Origin of the sequence: Devosia sp. UYZn731 (assembly GCF_040546795.1) — a bacterium.
In the GTDB taxonomy this organism is placed as follows: domain Bacteria; phylum Pseudomonadota; class Alphaproteobacteria; order Rhizobiales; family Devosiaceae; genus Devosia.
In genome coordinates this window covers 25,211-46,102 of the sequence record NZ_JBEPOL010000020.1, presented here as the reverse complement: position 1 = coordinate 46,102, position 20,892 = coordinate 25,211, and the positions used below count along the sequence as shown (strand labels likewise).

General features: G+C 58.4%; 28 protein-coding genes, 1 tRNA gene and 1 pseudogene. 14 read left to right on the top strand and 16 right to left on the bottom strand.

Going from position 1 to position 20,892, the window contains the following annotated elements; translation table 11 throughout:
• Positions 1–163 precede the first annotated feature (163 nt).
• The 3 genes from ABIB57_RS26435 to ABIB57_RS26425 all read left to right on the top strand — a co-directional run bounded on the left by ABIB57_RS26435 (position 164) and on the right by ABIB57_RS26425 (position 1,284).
• Positions 164–346: a hypothetical protein gene (locus ABIB57_RS26435; protein ID WP_354044424.1), complete on the top strand. Its 183-nt coding sequence runs from the start codon at positions 164–166 to the stop codon at positions 344–346.
• A 162-nt stretch (positions 347–508) separates the two neighbouring features.
• Positions 509–745, top strand: coding sequence for a hypothetical protein (locus ABIB57_RS26430; protein ID WP_354044423.1), 237 nt, complete (start codon positions 509–511; stop codon positions 743–745).
• A gap of 140 nt (positions 746–885) precedes the next feature.
• Complete coding sequence (locus ABIB57_RS26425; protein WP_354044421.1) at positions 886–1,284, top strand: response regulator; 399 nt, start codon at positions 886–888, stop codon at positions 1,282–1,284.
• Between the two features lie 59 nt (positions 1,285–1,343).
• Here the strand turns inward: ABIB57_RS26425 and ABIB57_RS26420 are convergent, their stop codons facing one another.
• The 4 genes from ABIB57_RS26420 to ABIB57_RS26405 all read right to left on the bottom strand — a co-directional run bounded on the left by ABIB57_RS26420 (position 1,344) and on the right by ABIB57_RS26405 (position 4,707).
• Complete coding sequence (locus ABIB57_RS26420; RefSeq protein ID WP_354044419.1) at positions 1,344–1,520, bottom strand: hypothetical protein; 177 nt, start codon at positions 1,518–1,520, stop codon at positions 1,344–1,346.
• 47 nt (positions 1,521–1,567) lie between these two features.
• Complete coding sequence (locus tag ABIB57_RS26415; RefSeq protein ID WP_354044418.1) at positions 1,568–1,780, bottom strand: hypothetical protein; 213 nt, start codon at positions 1,778–1,780, stop codon at positions 1,568–1,570.
• A gap of 18 nt (positions 1,781–1,798) precedes the next feature.
• The gene (locus ABIB57_RS26410; protein WP_354044417.1) at positions 1,799–2,860 is read right to left on the bottom strand and encodes a sensor histidine kinase; all 1,062 of its coding nucleotides are present in this window, start codon (positions 2,858–2,860) and stop codon (positions 1,799–1,801) included.
• Between the two features lie 554 nt (positions 2,861–3,414).
• Positions 3,415–4,707 (bottom strand): cation:proton antiporter, encoded by a 1,293-nt coding sequence (locus ABIB57_RS26405; RefSeq protein ID WP_354044415.1) that lies wholly within the window; start codon positions 4,705–4,707, stop codon positions 3,415–3,417.
• A 449-nt stretch (positions 4,708–5,156) separates the two neighbouring features.
• Here ABIB57_RS26405 and ABIB57_RS26400 point away from each other — a divergent pair, with 449 nt between their 5' ends.
• Positions 5,157–6,779 (top strand): GMC family oxidoreductase, encoded by a 1,623-nt coding sequence (locus ABIB57_RS26400; protein ID WP_354044414.1) that lies wholly within the window; start codon positions 5,157–5,159, stop codon positions 6,777–6,779.
• 31 nt (positions 6,780–6,810) lie between these two features.
• Complete coding sequence (locus ABIB57_RS26395) at positions 6,811–7,575, top strand: SDR family NAD(P)-dependent oxidoreductase (RefSeq protein WP_354044412.1); 765 nt, start codon at positions 6,811–6,813, stop codon at positions 7,573–7,575.
• A 68-nt stretch (positions 7,576–7,643) separates the two neighbouring features.
• On the opposite strand, the pseudogene ABIB57_RS26390 reads toward ABIB57_RS26395, so the two are convergent.
• Positions 7,644–7,793 (bottom strand): annotated as a pseudogene (locus tag ABIB57_RS26390) (exodeoxyribonuclease III); the annotation flags it as partial.
• A 178-nt stretch (positions 7,794–7,971) separates the two neighbouring features.
• Between ABIB57_RS26390 and ABIB57_RS26385 the strand changes: the two are divergent.
• From ABIB57_RS26385 to ABIB57_RS26375, 3 genes are all read left to right on the top strand, one after another.
• Complete coding sequence (locus ABIB57_RS26385; RefSeq protein WP_354044411.1) at positions 7,972–8,421, top strand: DUF2161 family putative PD-(D/E)XK-type phosphodiesterase; 450 nt, start codon at positions 7,972–7,974, stop codon at positions 8,419–8,421.
• Positions 8,418–8,618: a DUF2161 family putative PD-(D/E)XK-type phosphodiesterase gene (locus ABIB57_RS26380; protein ID WP_354044409.1), complete on the top strand. Its 201-nt coding sequence runs from the start codon at positions 8,418–8,420 to the stop codon at positions 8,616–8,618. Before ABIB57_RS26385 ends, ABIB57_RS26380 begins: the two co-directional genes overlap by 4 nt.
• Before the next feature lie 379 nt (positions 8,619–8,997).
• Positions 8,998–9,396, top strand: coding sequence for an FAD-binding oxidoreductase (locus tag ABIB57_RS26375; RefSeq protein WP_354044408.1), 399 nt, complete (start codon positions 8,998–9,000; stop codon positions 9,394–9,396).
• Here ABIB57_RS26375 and ABIB57_RS26370 read toward each other — a convergent pair.
• Positions 9,367–10,080: a glycoside hydrolase family 16 protein gene (locus tag ABIB57_RS26370; RefSeq protein ID WP_354044407.1), complete on the bottom strand. Its 714-nt coding sequence runs from the start codon at positions 10,078–10,080 to the stop codon at positions 9,367–9,369. The genes ABIB57_RS26375 and ABIB57_RS26370 overlap by 30 nt on opposite strands.
• Positions 10,081–10,268: 188 nt before the next feature.
• On the opposite strand from ABIB57_RS26370, the gene ABIB57_RS26365 reads away from it, so the two are divergent.
• Positions 10,269–10,574, top strand: a complete 306-nt coding sequence (locus ABIB57_RS26365; RefSeq protein WP_354044406.1) for a YciI family protein — start codon at positions 10,269–10,271, stop codon at positions 10,572–10,574.
• A gap of 151 nt (positions 10,575–10,725) precedes the next feature.
• Here ABIB57_RS26365 and gst read toward each other — a convergent pair whose 3' ends face one another.
• On the bottom strand, positions 10,726–11,427 hold the full coding sequence (gene gst, locus ABIB57_RS26360; protein ID WP_354044405.1) for a glutathione transferase, Atu5508 family: 702 nt from the start codon (positions 11,425–11,427) through the stop codon (positions 10,726–10,728).
• Positions 11,428–11,491: 64 nt separating this feature from the next.
• On the opposite strand from gst, the gene ABIB57_RS26355 reads away from it, so the two are divergent.
• The 3 genes from ABIB57_RS26355 to ABIB57_RS26345 all read left to right on the top strand — a co-directional run bounded on the left by ABIB57_RS26355 (position 11,492) and on the right by ABIB57_RS26345 (position 14,121).
• Entirely contained in the window at positions 11,492–11,629 is a 138-nt protein-coding gene (locus tag ABIB57_RS26355) for a hypothetical protein (protein WP_354044404.1), read from the top strand.
• A gap of 375 nt (positions 11,630–12,004) precedes the next feature.
• On the top strand, positions 12,005–12,592 hold the full coding sequence (locus tag ABIB57_RS26350; RefSeq protein ID WP_354044403.1) for an NIPSNAP family protein: 588 nt from the start codon (positions 12,005–12,007) through the stop codon (positions 12,590–12,592).
• A gap of 59 nt (positions 12,593–12,651) precedes the next feature.
• A complete protein-coding gene (locus ABIB57_RS26345; RefSeq protein WP_354044401.1) occupies positions 12,652–14,121 on the top strand; it encodes a PAS domain-containing protein in 1,470 nt (489 codons plus the stop codon).
• Between the two features lie 3 nt (positions 14,122–14,124).
• Here ABIB57_RS26345 and ABIB57_RS26340 read toward each other — a convergent pair whose 3' ends face one another.
• Positions 14,125–14,496 carry a response regulator gene (locus tag ABIB57_RS26340; protein WP_354044400.1) on the bottom strand — a complete coding sequence of 124 codons (372 nt, stop codon included), beginning with the start codon at positions 14,494–14,496 and terminating at the stop codon, positions 14,125–14,127.
• Positions 14,497–14,527: 31 nt separating this feature from the next.
• The gene (locus tag ABIB57_RS26335) at positions 14,528–15,949 is read right to left on the bottom strand and encodes an ATPase domain-containing protein (RefSeq protein WP_354044399.1); all 1,422 of its coding nucleotides are present in this window, start codon (positions 15,947–15,949) and stop codon (positions 14,528–14,530) included.
• A gap of 505 nt (positions 15,950–16,454) precedes the next feature.
• Between ABIB57_RS26335 and ABIB57_RS26330 the strand changes: the two genes are divergently transcribed.
• Positions 16,455–16,531: transfer RNA gene (locus ABIB57_RS26330), tRNA-Arg, on the top strand.
• Between the two features lie 219 nt (positions 16,532–16,750).
• Here the strand turns inward: ABIB57_RS26330 and ABIB57_RS26325 are convergent.
• The 7 genes from ABIB57_RS26325 to ABIB57_RS26295 form a co-directional block, all read right to left on the bottom strand.
• Positions 16,751–16,972, bottom strand: coding sequence for a response regulator (locus tag ABIB57_RS26325; RefSeq protein ID WP_354044397.1), 222 nt, complete (start codon positions 16,970–16,972; stop codon positions 16,751–16,753).
• Positions 16,936–17,121, bottom strand: a complete 186-nt coding sequence (locus ABIB57_RS26320) for a hypothetical protein (RefSeq protein WP_354044396.1) — start codon at positions 17,119–17,121, stop codon at positions 16,936–16,938. The genes ABIB57_RS26325 and ABIB57_RS26320 overlap by 37 nt, the downstream gene beginning before the upstream one ends.
• Before the next feature lie 121 nt (positions 17,122–17,242).
• Positions 17,243–17,446, bottom strand: coding sequence for a twin-arginine translocase TatA/TatE family subunit (tatA, locus tag ABIB57_RS26315; RefSeq protein ID WP_354044395.1), 204 nt, complete (start codon positions 17,444–17,446; stop codon positions 17,243–17,245).
• 149 nt (positions 17,447–17,595) lie between these two features.
• On the bottom strand, positions 17,596–18,258 hold the full coding sequence (locus ABIB57_RS26310; RefSeq protein ID WP_354044393.1) for a ferritin-like domain-containing protein: 663 nt from the start codon (positions 18,256–18,258) through the stop codon (positions 17,596–17,598).
• A gap of 11 nt (positions 18,259–18,269) precedes the next feature.
• Positions 18,270–18,920, bottom strand: a complete 651-nt coding sequence (locus ABIB57_RS26305; protein WP_354044392.1) for a ferritin-like domain-containing protein — start codon at positions 18,918–18,920, stop codon at positions 18,270–18,272.
• A 229-nt stretch (positions 18,921–19,149) separates the two neighbouring features.
• The gene (locus ABIB57_RS26300) at positions 19,150–19,623 is read right to left on the bottom strand and encodes a response regulator (protein ID WP_354044391.1); all 474 of its coding nucleotides are present in this window, start codon (positions 19,621–19,623) and stop codon (positions 19,150–19,152) included.
• Between the two features lie 79 nt (positions 19,624–19,702).
• Positions 19,703–19,984, bottom strand: coding sequence for a hypothetical protein (locus ABIB57_RS26295; protein ID WP_354044390.1), 282 nt, complete (start codon positions 19,982–19,984; stop codon positions 19,703–19,705).
• Between the two features lie 237 nt (positions 19,985–20,221).
• Between ABIB57_RS26295 and ABIB57_RS26290 the strand changes: the two genes are divergently transcribed.
• On the top strand, positions 20,222–20,878 hold the full coding sequence (locus ABIB57_RS26290; protein WP_354044389.1) for a Crp/Fnr family transcriptional regulator: 657 nt from the start codon (positions 20,222–20,224) through the stop codon (positions 20,876–20,878).
• Positions 20,879–20,892 lie beyond the last annotated feature (14 nt).

Here is a 20,892-nt window from a genome sequence, read left to right as displayed (position 1 = left end):
CTTTAAATTCCGGCGTAAATCTCTGTGTACTCACAAGCTGCCTCCTATGCTCCAAGGATAGGCGGGGCCTGTCTACCGGGCTAGGGGCAGTCCAAGGATAGGCGGGGCCTGTCTACCGGGCTAGGGGCAGTCCACTACATCGCTCCACGAACTGGAGGGTGAGATGCTGATCAGGTCCACCCGGGGTCGAGTCGAAATTCTCGATCGCAATGGTCTTCGGGACCGTGCCGGCAACGCCTATGGCAAGACCGAGCGCAGCTATGATGAACTGATCGAAGCGGTGGACCCGGAACTCGTCACCCTGAAATTGCGCTCCGACCACGGGCCGCCGCGCCGTGTGTTGTGAACGCCCCGCCGCGATAACTGTATCATCCATACCAAGTTGAGCGTACGGTTCTGGACAGAGGGTGCAATGTGTACCCAGATCGCAAGGCCCTTTCGAGGGGCCGCCCCATGACAGTAGAAACAGTCCTATCGGCTCCCTCCTCATGCGGGAAGGCGTAAGTCCATGACCATTCGCATCACCTACCGCACGCCCAAGATCGGCGAGCACGAAGAGGGCGAAGGCAAGTTTCAGCAGCAGAATTTTCAGGAGCTGACCATGGCGTCCGACTGGATCGTCATGCATATCCCGGAGACTGAACGGTCGCTGATCAAGATGTGGATCGATGATGTTCCGATTACCGGGGCCACACTGGAGTCCACCCTAAGACCGCTATCATCGACCCTCGTGGATGATCAGTAGCTAGCAGCCGAAAGTTCAGGGGGTGGAATCAAACGTTGCTTCTGGCCTCGGTGAGGCGCTACTGGCCTTCGTTGGTAGCAGTTCCACGGGCGCAACCAATTGAGAGAACCTTGATCGCTCTTCCGCAACGGGAGCATCACATGGTCGATCTCATCAAGCCGCTTTCTGATGTCCGCCTCCTCATCGTCGAAGATGAAGTGCTGATCGCGATCATGGTGGAGGAATTTGCCGAGGAACTCGGCTGCCTGTCTTTCCACACCGCAGCCACTGTCGCCGAAGCCCTAAGTGCGATCGACAGTTTTAAACCGCAACTGGCACTGGTGGATTGTTCAATCACCCATTCGGGCCCAGACTTCGTTGTTGCGGATGCGCTGGACGATCGGGACATACCCTTCATCTTCTCTAGCGGGGACAAGTCCAATATCCTGCCCGGGCGACACCGGGGCCGGGATTTCCTGGCCAAGCCGTTTTCGATGGATCAACTTCGCTCGACCATCATCCGATTGCGCGCCGGGCTGCACATCGAGCGGCAGGAATAGCCCTCTATTAAACTGGCAGCCGCCTGTGCCAGACCAGCGCGGGCGGGCCGGATATGGCCTTAAGTGCGGATGTGAGACTTGGCGAGAGTCGCCGCGGCATCGGCACCCGCTCTATCTGCGCCAAACCGCTCAACAATCTCGCGAGCGGAATCGAGCGGAAGACCATGCTTCCTCGCGAACGTAAACAGTTCATACGGCTGTTGGACCTCACTCGTTTCGTTGTTCTTGTCGTTCATCGTGCGCCGTCCCCCTGCATCGCCGCTTACCGCCGGCTGCCGTGATTTCAGTCCTCGGTGTCGAAAATCACCGGCATGCCGTCATCGGGAACGTCCACAGACACCTTGGCGGTTTCGCCTGTTCGTCCCCGATGCTTCGCCTCGGAAATCGCAGCCGCTTCTGCCCCCGCTTGTCCCTGATATGGCCCGTAGAAATCGCCATCGATCGTGAACGACCACTGCCCGTTGCGTCGTACGACTATGTAGTTTGCATCAGACATCCAGAGGGTTCCTCATTGCTAAACGGCCGCAAGTGCGAGCCGCGGTCTGTGCTTGACGTCACCAACATCCCGGTATTCGATTGATACTTGCGTGCCAGGGCGGGTGTTACTGACCTGAATGTCGGCCCGTAATTGTCGCGCCAGGGCTTCGACGATGCTCGTGCCCAAGCCAGCTTCCGAGGACTTGCCGGCCTTGGGCATGCCGATACCATCGTCCCGCACGATCAACGTCCATTCCTGCGCTGAGGAATGATACTCGACGGCAATCTTGCCTTTGCGCCGAGCTGGAAATGCGTGTTTGAGCCCGTTGATGACCAGTTCGGTGACAATCAGCCCAAGACTGACCGACTGTTCAGGTGTCGTTGTACTGTCGTCACAGCTTACACCTATCGAGATCAGGTCGCGCTCCCGGATCATCGAAGCGCCGATGCTGCGGCACAAATCGTTGAAATAGCTCCGTAACTCGACGTCATCGACTTGAGATACAGCCAAATGACGCTGCAGATTTGCAACGGACATGACGCGATCATGAGCATCATTAAGGTGGCCCCGTTTCTCATCAGAGTGCGTCGACATGGCGCTCTGCATAAGCACGCTGGCGATGATCTGCAGGCTGTTCGCGACTCGGTGTTGCAGCTCTTGGAGCAGCACAGCCTTGTCATGCAAAAGGTCGTCTTTGATTCGTTCGGCGCGCTTGGTGTCGGTGGCATCGACGACTGACAGCATGATCCGGACATCTTCGTCCTTCCCATAGTCGAGCCGGTACGCTTCGATAACGAGGTGCCGATCCTCTACGCCATCGCGCTTCAGTGTCATGGCGTAATCCTTGATCGTCGACTTTCCTGACCCGGCAGCCATCAGTCCGGAAATCAGCTGCGGCAAAGACCATTCGCCCGCACCCAGCTCAGAAAGGTGTTTTCCCGCAGCGTGTTCGCAGTCCAAATCAAATGCCAGGCAAAAAGAAGAACTGGCTGCGACAACGTTGATATCGCGGTCGAGTAGTATGATCGGCGCGTTCGACGATATGACGATGGCGAGCACCAAGCTCGAGGTGTCGGCGGGAGGTGAGAGGTTAGCCATATTTGGCCCTCTACAACCGGCGGCTTGCGGGTACGCGAGCTAGTTCCGGCAGAAGACTCCAACAAAGACGCCGCAATTGGAGTTTGGTCTGAACTGTACACTTTTTACATAACTATACAATGAGGGCAATTGGCTCCATTTTGCCCCGTGCTGGTGTCTATCGGGAAGTGTACCTCCAGCCACGAATTGTTCAAATTGTACATTCGGTGTGGTGATGTATTTGTTGAGGAAGGTCGCACGCCCAACGCCATTAGCTGACAACAATCTACACGCGCCGAATTGGATTTCATGATGGTGGGCCGGATTTTCTTCGCCGAAGAGCCGGATCGCGAGCGCCGAGCTGCCACATCGCTACATGACCGTGATGAAGACAAGCCTCGCCCAAGGCTCAGATTGTTTGAAACGCGTCAGCCTCGATGCGTCCTGAAGATAGGACCTCCACGCTGGAATTGCTCCATTCGTTAGCCAATTCCACAGCAAGGCTCGCGGTTACCCACCATGGAACTGCCCGGCCTCGGGCTATCCAGTGAGAGGCGGCCAGAAGTCCGGCTTAGTCAGTCTCGGGTTCTCGCAAGCCCCTTTGCAGACTGCACCTCGCTATCGGGGTCGCGGCCTTGGCTTCGGTCCAGCCAGCGCATGACTGGCGTCACAGTGAGGCCATGCAGAACGACCGACATTATCACCACCAATGACAAGATGGTCCACAACAGGTCGGCATCGGCGAACTCTCCGTGGTTGAGACCATAGGCAAGATAGTAGAACGAGCCCACACCGCGGATGCCAAAAAAGGCAATGGTGATCTTCTCGCTGCGCGTCGCCCGCGCGCCGATCAGGCCGATCAACCCGGTGACTGGCCGCACCACAAACAGGATCAGGATCGCGGCGAGGACTTCGGCCCACCCGATGGGCGCTGGCAACCCAGTGATCAAGGAGCCTCCGAACGCGAGAAGCAGCACCATCATGGCGATGCGCTCGACTTGCTCGGTGATGTCATGCATGTCACGTTGGAATTCATGGTCGCGATGGGTACTGCGCAGCGTCAACGCGGTGACGAACACCGCGAAAAAGCCATAGCAGTGCATGAGTTCGGATACGCCGTAAGAGACGAAAGTCGCCGCGATGGCAATAAGGCCGTCGCCGGTCTTGGCCAAAGTGTCTCCCGGTACCTTGAAGGTGAGCCATCCAAACAGGCGCCCGATCAGCCAACCGCAACCGACGCCAGCGATGATTTCCCAAAGGACATTGAAGGTCAGCCAATTGGTGAACCAGTGGTCGCCAGTTGATGCAGTTAGGCTCAAGGCGATGGCGAGATGCACGAACGGGAATGCAAAGCCATCGTTAAGCCCCGCCTCGGAGGTCAGGGCGAAGCGCACCGTGTCTTCACCGCCCTCCTTGGGTCCTGCCACCTGAACATCTGCTGCGAGGACCGGGTCGGTGGGCGCCAGGCTCGTAGCAAGCAGGAGCGAAGCTACTGCACCAGTGCCCAGCACCCATGTCGCGACGCCCATTATGGCCAGAATGCTGAGCGGCATAGTGATGAGCAGCAGCCGCCAAGCCATTGCCCAGTGCTTAAAGGAGAACACGCGGTCGATCTTAAGTCCTGCTCCCATCAAGGCGATGATCACCACGAATTCCGTCAGTCGCTCCGTAATATAGGGGTGGACGCCTGGAGACGGATTGAAGCCAGGATATGAGGTTCCAAACAGCAGCGCGCCAATCGCGATGCAGACGATTGGAAGTGATATCGGCAATCGACGCAGGGCCAGCGGCAGCCAAGCGACGAGCGCGATGAGAACGCCAGTGCCAGTCAAGGCGATGATGTACGGATCCGGCGACCATTCGGGCATTGGCTATCCTTGTGGCCCGAACAATGCCCGACGCCCAAGCTAGATGCATGGCGTCCTCAATTTGGTTCAGCGTCGGCGTGAGTGCTGTTCTGGGTTCGATGACGGCAGCTTCTGCTATCGTTTGCCAAAAAGCGGACTGACGGCTTTCCACCCCGTTTTCAACATTGCGGTGGGCAAAGTGTAACGGCAGGTTTTGGGAAATTGAAATCCCGACCTCAACGGCAGATATGGGGCGCATTTCGGCCGGCAGCTTGCGACCCATCTGAGCCCCTAAGCTCGATAGTCGTGGCGTAGTTGTGACGCCACACTAGCGATGCCGTCAATGCTTGTGCCTGGTTCAGGACAACAATCTAGCTTCGAGCAACCGTTGAGCCAGCAGATCGAGCAAACATCCGCCCACGATTATGTCTATGGTAGCCGACAGAGTTCGGCACGCCAGGGAGGGGAATGTGCGCGAGGAGTACGATCACATCGTCATTGGCGGTGGCGCATCCGGTTGCGTCGCCGCCGCGCGGCTGGTGACGGATGGCGGCCGGCGCGTCCTGCTGCTTGAAGCCGGCTATTCCCATCACCATCCGCTGCTCGATATGCCGCCCGGCATCTTCAAGATGATCAACGGCTCCAAGTACATGAAGTACCACCAGACCGTGCCGCAGGATCATTTGCACGACCGGGTGCACGATATCCCGCAGGCCCACGTGCTCGGCGGCGGTACGTCCGTCAATGCCCAGGTCTACATGCGTGGCCGCCCCTCCGACTATGACGAGTGGGACGACACGCTACGCGGCAACAACGATGGCGCCCGCTGGGACTGGTCGAGTGTGCTAAAGCACTTCCGCCGCATCGAGGGCAATAACCGCCTCAGCAACGACCTGCACGGCAATGACGGCCCATTGCTGGTGTCCGATCCCGGCCATGTCGACGACGTCTCGCGCTGGTTCGTCCAGAGCGTGCAGCAGAAGGGCGAGCCCTTCACCGCAGATTTCAACGGCCCCACCCAGCGCGGCGTCGGCTTCTACCAGTTTATGAACCGCAACGGCAAACGCTCCAGCGCCGCCTATGCCTATGTCGAGCCACTCAAGGACGATAAGCGCCTCACCGTGCGGCTGCAAGCCACCGTCACCCGCATCAACATCGAAAACGGCCGCGCCGTCGGCGTCACCCACCGCGATGCTTCCGGTACGGAACACACAGTCTACGCCAGCGGCGATATCGTGCTCAGCTCCGGCGCCCTCGTCACCCCCAAAATCCTGATGCTGTCCGGCCTCGGTCCCGCCGACCACCTCAAGCAGCACGGCATCGGCACCATCGTCGATCTCCCCGGCGTCGGCCAGAACCTGATCGACCATCCCGAAGTGCCCGTCATCTCGGTCGCCAACGGCCCTTATGGTTATTTCCGCCAGGGCGTAGGCTGGCGCATGCTCAAGAACGGCCTCAATTTTAAGCTGTTCGGCAATGGGCCCATCCTGTCGACGGGCTTTGAGGCCGGCGCCTTCATCAACCCCATCGATCGCGAGGCGCCGCCCTCGATCCAGGCCTTCTGCGTCCCCATCGTCTATCTCGACCGCGACCTGCTCAAGGTTTTTGACGACACTTATGGCGTCACTATCACCACGGTTCTGGTCAAGCCCAAATCGCGCGGCTATGTCGCGCTGCGCTCCGCCGATCCCATGGCAATGCCGACGGTCTCGCCTCATCTGCTCAAGCATCCCGAGGACATGAAGATTATGGTCGAGGGCCAGCGTTTCTTCCGCGATGTGCTCCTGAGCGGCCCCTTGGGCAAGCGTATCGACAAGATCATCGCGCCGCCCGGTCCCGACCTCAGCGACGAGGCCATGGCCGAACACTGCCGCCGCTTCGTCAAGACTAACTACCACCCGGCCAGCACAGCGCGCATGGGTGCCGACGGCGATCCCATGGCGGTGCTCGATGCAAGACTGCGCGTGCGCGGCGTCGATAACCTGCGCGTATCCGACCTGTCCGCCGTGCCCAATATCAATGCAGGCAATACCACCGCGCCGGCCATGATGCTCGGCGACCGTTGCGCCGACTTCATCCTCGGCCTCGATTGACGTGCCGAACAACAAAAATAGGGAGATAGAAATGATCCTGGATCTGTTTAGGATAGATGGCAAGGTAGCCCTGGTGACGGGCGCCACCCGCGGCATCGGCCTCGGTATCGTGCGTGCTTTAGGAGAGGCGGGCGCGCATGTCGTCATGTCGTCGCGCGTGCCCAAGCCCGAGGTGATCGACGAGTTGCGCGCCAGCGGCCTAAAAATCGATTACCTGCAAGCCGATATTGAAGACGAGGCGGCCCCGGCCAAACTGGTCGCCGACGCCACGGCTCTCACTGGCCGGCTAGATATCCTCGTCAATAATGCCGGCGTCGCGCAGCATGGCGAGACCCACAGCTTCACCGCCGCAAACTACCGGAGCCTGATGAACATCAACGTCGACTCCGTGTTCCGCGCCTGCCAGGCCGCATTGGTGCCGATGCGCCTGCAAAAGAGCGGCGTCATCCTCAATATCGGCTCCATCTCCGGCTTCATTTCCAACATCCCGCAGCCACAGGCGGCCTACAACGCCTCCAAGGCGGCCGTGCACATGCTGACCAAGAGCCTCGCCAGCGATTATGCCGCCGAAGGCATTCGCGCCAACGCCATCGCTCCCGGCTATATCGACACCGACATGACCTCTGGTGGCCTATCCGATCCCGAATGGGGTCCGATCTGGCGCTCCATGACCCCGCTGCCCATGGTCGGCACCCCGCAGGATATCGGCACCGCCGCGCTCTACCTCTGCTCCGATGCCTCGCGCTACGTCACCGGCGAAGTCCTGGTGATCGACGGCGGGTACCTCGCCCGCTAACTCGGCACCGCGCGGCCAGGGCGCGTCCGAAATCATCGACAAGCTGATCGTTTTTGCTCAGTGGGCGGTCAGTCACGGAGCTCAACCCATGTTGGTGCATGGTCGCTTGCTCCTCCTTCCCCACGGACCTCGCGATCGACGCCGGAGCAGGTTAGGCGTTTCGTCAGTTTCTTGCTCAGCAAGAGGTGGTCCAGGCGAAGGCCGGCGTCTCGGGGCCAGGCCGACGAGCTCAAGAGCAACGACGGCTTCGAGAGATATTCGGTGATCCTTGAGTGGTCGGAATGGGGCGCGTTGCCTCCACTGATTTCGACAGCTCAAAACTTCCCCCCTGGTCCGACGCAAATTTGCACACTCAGGTAGATCGAGTTTCCTGTTCATCTCGATGAAAGTGACCAAATGGCAGAGACTGAACTCTACCTTCCTTTGAAGGCTTACATGGAAAGCGCAGGCTATTCTGTCAAAGGCGAGGTCAACGATTGCGACCTGGTTGGCATCAGAGACGGCGATCCGCCGCTCATCCTCGTCTGCGAAATGAAGCTCGCCTTTAATCTAGAATTGGTCATGCAAGGGGTGAAGCGGGCATCGTTCTGTGATGAGGTCTGGCTTGCGGCACGAGCATCAAAGACTGGGAGGGGGCGTGAGCATGATGCCCGTTTTCGGAATTTGTGTCGTCGGCTTGGGTTCGGAGTGATTTCAGTCTCGGACGCTGGAGAAGTGACTGTTATCCTAGCGCCCTTTGCAGCCACACCACGCCGTGACGCGAAAAGGCGGTCTCGGCTTCTTGATGAGCATAGGCGGAGAGTGGGTGACCCGCAGGTAGGCGGGGGCGCGGCAAGCCGATCATGACTGCCTACAGGCAAGATTGCATAGTGTGCGCCACCTCGCTGCTGCCCGGTCCACAAAGCCCAAAGCAGCTTAAAGTGCTGGTCGCCAGGGCGCCTGCCATTCTACGAAACAATGTGTATGGCTGGTTCCAACGCGAGAGCAGAGGCGTATACAAGCTGACCGAGATTGGCCGGGCTGCGGTGCTGCCGCTGCACTAGCACTGACCAATGCGCAGCCGACCACGTGGCCTTGCCGAAACCCAGCACATCCTCCAATCGCAGTCGGGCGGCATTGTCCGCTTCTAGGACTACTCGAAGATTTGTTGAACGGCCGAAATGGGGCGCAGACCTGCCGTCTCTAGCAGGGAAAGCGACTACATTTGGATTGCATAATATGCGAATTGGAACGCGGCTCCCGGCATATCCCCGCGGTGTATATCACTATTGTCCGATACCGTAGGCATTCGTGTAGTGACCCGAAGAATCCGGCGCGGTGGCCATGCACCGCAAGTTCTCGGTTGCCACACGGAGCGGCCTGATCCACGCTGACGCAATATTTTAGCCATTGCGGAGGCTCTCATGAATTCGGTCCTGGAACGTGCCGCCCATTCTTACCCCAATCTTCGTGTTTCTTGGCCAGGCTCGGGGCGACTTTGCCACTACCATCAACATATGGGCTCACACATCCAAAACCCCTCAGATCGTGGTGCACTGCGCGACTTCGAACGATGTGCAGGCTGGACTGACAATTGCGAGGGAAGCTGGACTGCCCGTCTCGGTGAGGGCAGGCGGGCACGACTGGGTCGGCCGGGCGCTTTGCGACGGGGTGGTGTTGGACCTGACGCCGATGCGATGGGCCGAGGTATCGCAGGACCGTGCCACGGTGAGGATTGGCGGCGGCTCGCGGGGAATGGACGTTTATACCCTATTCGCGATCATCTCGTCCGGATCAAATGCCGGTATGACGTCACGAAAATACTCGGACATGGTCAACTAAAAACTCAGCGGGGAACCGTTTCTCGGCGTGGACCTGGCCCCCTAGCCAACCACCGACAGCCAAATTTATCAGTAGGTAGAACGAGTGATCGAACACCCATGCTGAGCCAATCTGGCCTTTGGTGACGACATGATACACGGCGCCGTCCAGGCTCCAGGCGATCCCGTCTGGCGACCACTCGACGGCATAGACGTGAAAATTCTCATGCAGACTGCTCGGCACGAGGACTTCGCCGCCAATGCTATCCCTGCCGGCGTGTCCTGGGCAATGAATCGTCCCGAATACCCGCCTGGGCTCACTGCCAAGGTTCTCCATGACATCGATCTCCCCGCACATGGGCCAGGGACGAACGTCGATGTTGGCGCCTAGTGACCAGAATGCCGACCACAGACCGGCACCTCCTGGAAGCAAAGCACGACATTCAAGTCGCCCATAGGTGACGTCAAACAGACCCTTCGAAATCAGCCGGGCGGACGTGAAGCCATCGCCCAACCTGTGCGCTTTGATGACCAAGTTGCCCTCACCATCGTGGCAGGCATTTGCGGCATCGGTAGTGTAGGTTTGCAACTCGGCATTGCCCCACCCGTGACCGCCGATCTCATGGATCCATTTTGATTGGTCGGGTAAGGTGCCTGCGGGGCGGTCGAACTCGTCGGACCAAATCAGTTTGCTAAAGGAAGTCATCGTGCGGAGCATTCCTTGGACGCGGGGGCCAGCCATTCTGAAACGCCGTTCCGTCCATAGCGTTTCAGCGTATCGCGTTGGCGGCATATCCGTACCCGTTCGTGACCCAGTGACGCGCTCCTGGCGAAAGCCGTCCTCTGAGTGGAGAGGACATGCCTAGGTACCTAATTTCGTTCGATGATGGCTCGATGGACCACATTCCCGATGAAGATTGGCCGATGGTTGGAGAGGCTTCACACAGGGTCGTTCGCGAGGCCGAGGCGGCCGGGGTCTGGATCTTCGGCTGCGGGATTCAGCAACAGCAATCAACAATCGTTGCGACTGACGGAGCCGTCACAGTTGGGCCTGTGCATGAGACAAAGGCCGTTTTGGGAGGGTTCTCTATCATCGAGGTGCCTTCGCGCGACGACGCTCTTATTTGGGCGGCGCGGATCGCCGCCGCCTGCCAGTGCGCGCAAGAGGTGCGCGAGATCATGTTCGATCCGGAATCCTGATCAGTTCGCGTCTGCTTTCGGTGATCGACTGCCGGCGTGCAACGTCCGGATTGGGGCACGTTGGGCCTGCGGCTTCTGCCGCCATAATCGACACCAGCATTGGGCTTGCATTTCGCTCCGTTGCCGTCATGTACGCTCAGAGCTCCATTTGCTAGTCGTTGAGTATCTTGGCCATGGAGGCGCCGATCTGCCCGCCAGCATAGGCCTGTCCATAGTCTTTCCTTGCCGTTTCGGCCAGCTTGATGAGGGGCGGTAGCGCGGAGACGCGCTGACACAGCGCCGCCGTCATTGGCGCGGTTTCCTCGAACAGATCGCGGATTTTGCTGAACCGCTCGGTCATCGTGGTCCACAGCGTAGCGGTGATCACGTCGGCAATGCCTGGCGCCCGGCCGCCTAGGATGTGGCCCGCGTCCTTGTCCAGCCCATTGCGTCGGCCAGTATCCTCCCAGATGCTCATCCACTTTGCGAGACGGGGCATGAACTCCTGCCAGCGCTTTTCGGTCCACATGTGATCACCGCCATTGAGCGTGATTTCGTCGATAACATCGTTAGCGTCATTGACGATCTTGATCGTCATCGCGCGTAGCTCAGGCGTGTCCGGCATCAGGTCTAGTGTTTCACCCAGATAGAGGATGATGGCGGGCATTTCGGCAAGGGCGACGCTGGCCATGTGGTCGATCAGGACAGGCGGCCCCATGAAGGGCACGGGCATATCCTTCACTGGGCCCTCCATCAGCCGCGCGATCTTCGTGTCACCGCCCTCCGTCCATGTTTTTCCAGCAAAGGCCAGCACGGCGCGGATAAACTGTCCGCGAAAGGGGGCAGACCAGTAGAGAAGTTCGTAGTCGGCCAAAGTTCCTCTCCATCACGATTGGTAGAGTGGGAACGCGCCGGCGATTGATCGGTGGCGAGGCAATATGAAGATTGCAACGAAAAGCCTGAGCGAAGGTGTGGAAGGAGGCACCGCCGCGGCGACGTTTGATGCCGTGGTCGTTAGGACCGTTCGCGGCCAGCGTCAGGTTTCGGGCACCGGCGAAGTGGGCATGAACCTCTGAACGGGGCGCGTTCCCGCCTGACGGCTTCCGCGGAGGAATATACCGTGACCCCGCATAATGCCGGAGCACTACCGCGTGGTCCATCTCTCAGGCAGACTATCCACTGCTGCGTTCTACGCTTTACGCCCAGGCTGGATCATGTCTCACGCGGCGTTGCGCAGACAAGGCTCCACTTTCAGCAGCAAGCGCCTCGATCACGGTGCTGGCGTTGCGCAAGGTCACCCCGCCCCGCGCGCTACTGGGTCGCATCCATGGGCCTAGGTATTGCCGTGACGCTGAACGGTATCTAACTCGGAAGACCCCTATGGCATCGCGCCCTATCTGGGCGGCGTCGACAGCCGGGCATTTTCGCCGCTGTTTTTTGCTAAGCCGGTCGTGCCCGGAAGTTACGGTCCGTTCTACGAGTTCCGCACCTACACAATAGCTCCGGGCGGCCTGCCTGAAACGGCCGAAGCCTGGAGCAAGGTGATGGACCGCCGCAACGAGATGTCGCCCGTGCTGACCATCATGGGCTCGCTTGAAGGCGCGCCGCTGCGCATGGTCCATATCTGGCCGTATCATTCGAAAGAAGACCGCGTCAAAGCGCGCGGTCAGGCGAGCAAGGAAGGCATCTGGCCCCCTCCGGGCGGCTCTCATAAGCTCACGTCGCTGCAATCCGAACTGTTCGTCGCTGACATAGGACCGAACACGTCGGTGACCGCTGCCCGCCTGCACCAAGGTCTCGATCCCAATCCGCCTCCGTTATCGCCAGTCCCTCAGTCTGATTCTATGGAAGGGCGGGGTAGGGCCAGATCAGACTGGCCGCTTTGGGCATTTCGGCTCCGATTTAAGAAACGTTGGACTCCGTTGAAGTCGTGCGATTTGGGGACCGATACTACAGTTTCCGGCGGTGCCCTTGATATTGGATCTGCGCCTGCGACCACTCACGCTATAATAGTCGATCAGGAACTCCATTACGTGTAAGGCGTTCCGTTGACCGGCGCCCCGCAATTGTTGCAGGCAGTTCATCAGCATTGCGAGCCATGGCGGACCAAGTCGAAGAAGAACGTATCGAGCTCGAACTGCACCGTCAGTCAGGTGGAACGGACCCGTTTTTGGCAGCCGTTAGAGCGACCCGGATGCCAATGCTGATCACCGATCCAACGCAGCCGGACAATCCCATTGTGTTCGTCAACGATGCGTTTGGGCACCTGACTGGCTACTCCAGGTCGGAGACACTCGGTCGCAATTGTAGATTTCTCCAAGGGCCAGGGACAAACACTGATGATGTGGCTCGCATCCATGAGGCTGTTCGGAAGCGCGAAGCTATCGAGCTGGATCTGCTGAACTATCGCAAGGACGGCACAACCTTCTGGAACCGCCTGCTTATATCCCCAGTTTTCGACAACGGCGAACTGACGTACTTTTTTGCGTCCCAATTTGACATAACCCCTGAACGGGAGCGTCTGGGACGGCTGTCGGCCGATGGTGATGGGCTCGAAGAGGAGATTTCACGCCGCGTTGGCGACCTTATGGCCAGCGAAGACCGACTAAAGTTTACGCTGGCGGCCGGGCGTCTGGGGGCATGGACACTGAACATCGGCAACAAGCGCCTCCTCGCCTCGTCGCTTTTCAAAGTGAACTTTGGGCGCAGTTCAACTGACAGATTTACCTATCAGGATTTGCGTTCCTCTGTTCACGAGGATGACGCCGAACGGTGGGAACAAAAGTTCGCTGACGCTTTGCAGGGTAGCGGTGATTTTGACCTCGAATTTCGCATCGTGACGCCAGCAGGACAGTTGCGCTGGATGGAAGTGCGCGCCCAGACCCGCTTTGACGCCGATGGCAAACCGATATCGATGGCAGGCCTGTCCCAGGATATCTCGGACCGCAAAGAAGCCGAGACGCACCGGGACTTGTTGACCAAGGAACTGAACCATCGCGTAAAAAATACGCTCGCCACAGTTCAGTCCATTGTCACGCAATCGCTGAGGGGCGAGGACGTGCCACCTGCGGTCGCCGAGGTTATCGCGCAACGGCTGCACGCGCTGGCCGGGGCCCACGACGTCCTCACGAATCGGGGTTGGGAGGCCGCGCGGCTCAGTGAAATTGTGGCAGCAGCGATCTGGCCGTTCGATACCGGCAATGGAGCCAGAATTCGGACGAGTGGCGATGAGGTCATCGTCTCGGCTCGCGCCGCCACGGCCTTCGTCCTGGCTCTACACGAGTTGGCGACCAATGAGGTCAAGTACGGTGCCCTGTCCAACGAAAGTGGCACGGTTTCGGTCGCTTGGCACGTTCACGGCGAAACATTCGAGCTGACGTGGACTGAAACTGGCGGGCCTGCGGTAAAGCAGCCGATGCGGAGGGGATTCGGGTCGAAGATGATAGAGCAAGCACTAGCGGCCAGCATTCTGGGGGTCGCGTCGATTGAATATCTGGAGAGCGGCGTCCACTTCGTTATGACGACCGACCGGGGCAATCTCACCGAGACGTCTTCCCAAGAGCAATGATGTTCAAGAACTGCCGCTGTGGCTCAGCAGTTCGTCGACAGCCCTGATCATCATGGCCTGAGTGTAGGGTTTGTCCAAGACCGCCGAGAAGTATTCTGGATTGTCCCTGCCAATATTACCCTGCGCCCCACTGACTAGCAGGACTGGAATGTTGGCGAGATCGGCATCTGCCCGTATCGCTTGTGCCAGCTCCAAGCCCGTCATCAGCGGCATCATATAGTCAGTTATGACCAAATCGGGCTTGTGAGTGCGGGTAAGTTTGAGGGCGCCGGCACCGTGTGGCGCGGATCGAACTTCATGCCCAGCTTCCTCAAGGATCGAGGCAAGCATGTCGGCTAGGAGAAATTCATCCTCAGCAATGACTATGATTGCCATTGCGCGCTGTCACGGAACTGAGTCACGAAAATCATGGCTCCTGGGAACTGGCAATGCCTGTTGTTGCGCCATCAACGGGCCGTAGAGGCAACGTGATTTTCAGCCCGTGGTTCCCAAAGTCCACTTCATATAGCCGTGGATCAAAATGACCGTCCCTGACTTTGAGGACTGCCAATATTCGCTCTAGGCGAGAATCAAGTTCGACTTGTCGCAGCATGATCAGGTTGTCGAGAATGCTTGAGATTTCGGAGCCGGGTGCTGAGACGCTAGGGCCGGAAAAGTCCTTCATTTCCCAGGTAGCAATGGTTGTTACCCCGATTGCCCTGAGCTCATTGGTGAGCGCGGCGAAAAACTCGACCATTCTGGGCTTGTAGGTTGACGCGCGCTCGAACCCGGCCAGGGCGTCGACGAACAGGCGCTTGATACCCAGTCGGCGCACATTGTGGAGGAGCTCTGCCGCGAGTTTGTCTATGAGATTTTCGGTCAGCGGGCTCCAGAAAATGTGGACATCGCCCGCGGCGTGCAAGTCTCGGAGATTGAGGCCCAGCGCGTCAGCTTTAAGAAGCAGACGGTCCGGCGTTTCGTAAAAGCCGAAATGCATGCCGGGTTCGTCGCTGCTGGAAGCGGACAGGAAGTCGATGCCCAGCGAGGTTTTTCCGCTACCAGACGGTCCAAAGAGTAGGGTGACCGAACCCGCTGGCAAACCTCCATTGAGCAACTGGTCCAGTCCTTCGACGCCACTGGTCAAACGATAATTCTGCATCTCGTCGGGGACGGAGGGGTTAGCCAGCAGCGCTTCCAGCCTCGGATAGATCGTAAGGCCACGAGGGCCAATCTCGTACTGGTGGAAACCACTCAAAGCGGAACTTCCCCGCGATTTCCGCACCCTGCAACGACGAACCGACCTGACGCCAACCAGCTCGTCGTTCAGCTCGATGACGCCGTCCACCATCGTGTGCTCGGGGCTGTCATCCCCCAACCTGGCGCTGGTAAGAAAAAGCACCGTGCATCCGACGAAAGCGGCCTGGCTTTGCACCTCGGCAACGAAGGTCTTGACGTCGATGTCGGTGTCCGCTCGGTCGCGCGCGTTCAACAGTCCGTCGAAAACGAGCAGGGTAGCACCCTGGCGTTTGGTCTCATGTCGCAACAGCGACACCACTGCCGACAGGCCCTCGTCGCGCAGGGTCTGAAAGACACTGATATAGGCGATGCCATTGCCCAATCTTGCGCGATCAAAGAAATCGAGGGTGCCCAACGACTGAAACAGCCGATCATGAGTCTCCGCCAGCAAGGTGACGTAGAGGACCTTGCGACCGCCCACCATGTTGATGAAGGCAATCTGGTTGGCCAGGATGGTCTTGCCCGCCCCCGGTTGCCCCTGGATAATATAGGACGCCCCTTCGACGAAACCGCCGCCGAGAATTTCGTTCAGGCCAGGAACTCCGGCATCCATTCTAGGGAGGGTAACCACCAAACTCGTCCGCCTCGGCTCGCATTTTTACGACAATCTGTGGGAGGGGACGGTCATTGTGTAGCTGAAAGTTATGGACATCCCCGGCACGATGAGCATGCGAACGATTAGCCACTAGCGAGCACTTGGCGGCAGGGATCAGGACGAATTTGATGAGGTGGATAGGATCGGCATTTTCCAAGGATAGTTTGGAACCAAAGCCATCGGAGCGCCACCCCTCAAATGCTCTGTGAACGCTTGCGTTGCATAGAAGCCGGGCAGCCATCGCGGTCGTCCTCTGAGTTCATCGCCGCTCCCTTACCGCCGACGGCGTTGTGCTGGCACCTGAATTCAGACACGTGCGGCATGCAGTTTCCAATACAAAACGGATCGCTGCCGTAGATGCCATGCTTTTGCTACTAGTGACCGCCGTATTGCTTGTTGCGCCACACCGAAGCTTTGGCTAGGTTGCGCGAATTCAGCAGGGCCTTTGGCCCTTCTCACGGATGCACCCGTAGCTCAGCTGGATAGAGCGCTGCCCTCCGAAGGCAGAGGTCACAGATTCGAATTCTGTCGGGTGCACCAAAAGCCTATTGGAATGTCGGGCCAAATTCGAGTTGGGTCGATTCCAAAGATTCGTGGGTCGATAGCCTGTTTCAAGACCCAGGTTGCTGTCTAATCCTGCTGCGTTAAGGCGCTGGTTCTGAATAATCAGGGAAATTGGGTAAGTACCCCGATCTCTGTGCCGTTTAATCCTGACGGGCCTTGCTGGTCATTTGTAGCTTCTGGCAATATGGCAGCTCGTCAGGATGCCGCATCGGCGTGCAGCTTGCGGATCAACTCTGCCACTACCGCCGGAGAGTACGGCTTCCCGACGTACAGGCCGTCAGGCGGCAACTTTTCGGGACGGGCGTCTCGATGGCCCGACGTCACGATGATATCGATCGGCGGCCATGCCGACTTGACCAAGGCGGCGAGTTCCAGCCCGTCTACATCACCCGGCATATCGACATCGGTGAAAGGCATTCGAATCTCGAACCGGCTTTAAGTATCTCGATGGCTTCCCAAGCGTTCGATGCTTCCATGACGTCAAGACCCATGTCGGTCAGGTCGTCCACGGTCGCCATCCGCAACGGTGCCTCGTCTTCGACAACCAGTACTGTAATCTTTTTCATCGCCTGCTCCGTTCCCTGAACCAACGTCAGGACCGGACGAACGATCCCTGGCCACAGAAGGCCGCCCTCGCACGGGATGCAGTGACAAGAACGCCGCCCCGGGCCAGTGCGGCGTCAAGTCTCAAGCGCCATTCTCGTCGGCCCGGCGAGCGATTTCCCCATCAACAGGAACGCGTTCCACCGGCTCGTCGTCTTTCATGCCTTTCTGAAACGCCTTAATTCCGGAAGCGGCTTCACCCATTAGACCGGAAATCTTACCGCGACCGAACAGCAGAATGACGACCACAGCAACGATGAGAATCCCCCAAATTCCAGGTGCGTGCATATTTCAACTCCTTGTAATTGTGGGCGTCTTGCGCCTCTGCGGGGCCAGTAAACCGGACAAAAACAGTCCGCTCCTGCGAGCGGACCGAGGTTGCAGGAAGGTCGATATCCTGTTGGGCGCGAGTGAACCTCGCTGTAATACAGGTTTGCCTAAGCCAAGAACGGACCGGCTGCGGCCAGCACTTCTTCTTTGGTCATGGGCTCGTCGAACGCACCATCCCAGGGCTTCTTACCGCCGATCTTGCGGACGATGGCCGCGTGGCGGGCCTCGACCGAATGGATCTGCAGGGCAGCCGTCAGGATGTCGTCGTTCGGCGCTAGGACACCGGCCTGGCCCTTGTAGGCCGCCACACCGAGATCCTCGAACGTCTGGCTCAGGGTCAGATAGGTATCGAAGTTCGTGAGTGCATCGGCATACTTGCCGCCGGCCGTCAGGTCGAGCTCGGGACGTTCGATCGCAGCACTGCCGAGAGCGGTGGTCAGGAACGCGACGTGGGCAGCCTCATGCTTGCCGATCTGGTTGAAGATCCCGACATATTCTTCGGGGATTAGACCCGGAGCCTCGAGGCCCGAGCGATAGAATGCGTCCTCGATATGCTCCAGGGTTAAGGCGAACAACAGAACATCGACGATGTCCTGGGGCAGCTCTTGGCCGAAGGCGTTCTGCGCCGTCATGGCAAGCAGAACGGGTGCCGATGCCATCAAGCCCAGCTTGGCAGCGGAGCCCCGGAAGAATTCACGGCGGTTGGAAACCAGGATGTCCTTGATTTCGGGGTCGATACCGGCGATCAGGTTGTTGGTTTGGATGGTCATGGTGTTGCTCCTCAAACCAGCGACATTGCGGTGACTTCGGTCTTGATGAACGGATCGGCGGCCTTGAGGACCGTAGCCGGTTCGTTCACGACATCCAGGCCGTTCTCGTCGACGACATCGTCGCCTGCAAACGAGACACTGTTGGGGTTCAGCAGGTCACGGATAGCTGCGGCATGCCGGGCCTCTACCGAAACGATGCGACCGGCTTCCGCCAGATAGGCAACGTCTTCGATCAGCTTGCCAGCGCCATTGTAGGCGGACACACCGAGGTCCTCGAACACCATGGCGGTGCCTAGCACGCTGGCACGATCGGTGAAGTCTACGGCGGAGAAGTCTACCTCGAGCGCCGGGATGGCGCCCTCGGCAAGTGCCTTCTTCAGGAAGTCGCGATGTTCGACCTCATGGTCGCGGATGTCGGTGAGGAGTGCGGTCTCTTCCTCGGTGATATCTGCATATGGCGTCTCGATGACCTGCGTGTAGAACGCGGCCTCAAGCTGCTCGAGAGCGTAAGCGTAGTTCAGGACACCGACATCGCCCTCTCCGAGATCGGCGGCAAGGGCGGCTGTGATGCCGAAATTGGGAAGGAGGCTGCCTGCGACCATGACGGTGGCTGTGGCTCCCGACCATTTCAGGAGGCGACGGCGAGACATCGAATTTTGCATTTTGTTTTCCGCGGCGCTGTTGGAAGTACGACGTATAAACGCTTCCTCACCACAATAGTCCAAGCATAACGACTAATATAGAAGCACTTATAATTGATGGAACTTTTGTATAAGCTCAGTTTATATTGTAGTATGTAAATATCATACAACAGAAGGAACGCCTCATACTTATGTATGACGCGTTACAATCAATTGTCAATTGCTCGCAGGTGATGCCGGATTTGACCCGTCAGGGTGGCCAAACATAGTTGGAGACTGGTCGCGAGAAGCCATTGGCAGCATTCTTCACCACATTGGCCAGATCGTCCGCAATCGAAGGTTTGCCCACCCAAGTCCCACTTGCAAACGGACTGTCCGCGAACTTGTGCTGCTCTTGGCCAGAGTGGACGACAAAGGGGATATTTGCCCGAAACAGACGAGACACTACATCGGTGCAACGTCCATCGCGCAGATCGACGTCAACGATGACAACATCCGGAAAGTGTAGGTCCAACCAGGTGGTAGCCTCTTCGCGCGACATCAGATTGATTACGTCAAAGCCCGCCCGTTCGAGGGTCATCTCGACATCCATTGCAATCAAGGGTTCATCCTCGAGCAATAGGGCTAGCAACCGCTTGGTACCACGCACCTGGCCTACAGTGGGTTCGACGGAGCGCGGTTCGACGGCTTTAGCTCGGCGAGTGATCTCGGTGTGCTCTGTCATGGCAACACCGTACCTGACCGGTCACGACACTTGTGCAACCTGGATCATGTATCGAAAAATAATCTTTCAGAACCAATGCTTACCTTGGTTTCGGTATATCCGGCCTTAAACTGGCACTGATGGCCTGCAGCATGGTAATCGACTTTTGAAGATTTTCCGGTGAATCACCCATTTCTGGACCGGTATCGCTTTTGACTTCGGTCGCTACGTCAACGATTTCGACCGCGTCGGCAACACTGAGGACCTTCCGCTCGATGAGGCCGTGAATCAGGCTCTCTACCAGCAGCATCGCGGCCTGGCCGTGGGCATCCGGTTCACGCGGGGGCAGCACTACATTGTCGTTCGAGATCTCGCTTGTCATATCGGTCACTCCTGCAGGCGAGGGCACGAGTCCCTCAGCCGCCGGAGCCTGATGATTGGCCGACGATGCAGCCTTGTACGCCGACTACAAGTTTCGAACTACCACCTGGATCAACTTCCGACATTAACATTCAACAATGTTATCCGAATAAGAACCGTGACATGGTGACGGATGATAAATCGCTTCGTCGACAAGCTCCATGGCTTTTGCCATCTCAACGCGCTCGAAGTCGCGGCATTGGCCAAAGCGACGTCAAACCCTCTGAAGTACGTTCTTCGAGAAGACCTGATCCGGGAGGGCGACCGACCGGGGCCGGTCTTCATCATGCTCGAAGGATGGGCGTGCCGGTACAAGATACTGCCCAACGGCACCCGCCAGATTCTCGCTTACCTGATGCCGGGTGACTGTTGCGACCTCAACATCGGCCTTCTCGATGAGATGGATCATAGTATCCAGGTCATTACGCCGGCATTGGTCGCCACCGTGGAGCGTACCGACATGGACGCTATCATGGACAAGCACCGCAGCATCGCCAAGGCCATGTATATCGCCCAGCTGGTCGACGAGGGCACGATGCGGTCCTGGATCACCAGCATGGGGCGCCGCACCAGCGTCGAACGTGTCGCCCACCTGATGTGCGAGCTTTACCTCCGGGCCCGCAACGTCGGTCTTGAATTCGAGCCGGAGCTCCAACTGCCGCTAACCCAACTCCTCCTGGCGGATTCCCTTGGAATGACCGCGGTCCATGTGAACCGCATTCTCAAGATGCTGCGGCTGAGCGGCGCCATGACCCTGAAACGCGGCAGTCTAAACATCGTCGATCCCGCAAAGCTGCTCCAGATTGCCGGCTTCGACGAAAACTACCTGCATCGGAAGATTCGCAGGCTGGCATAGCTACGGGTTGCGTT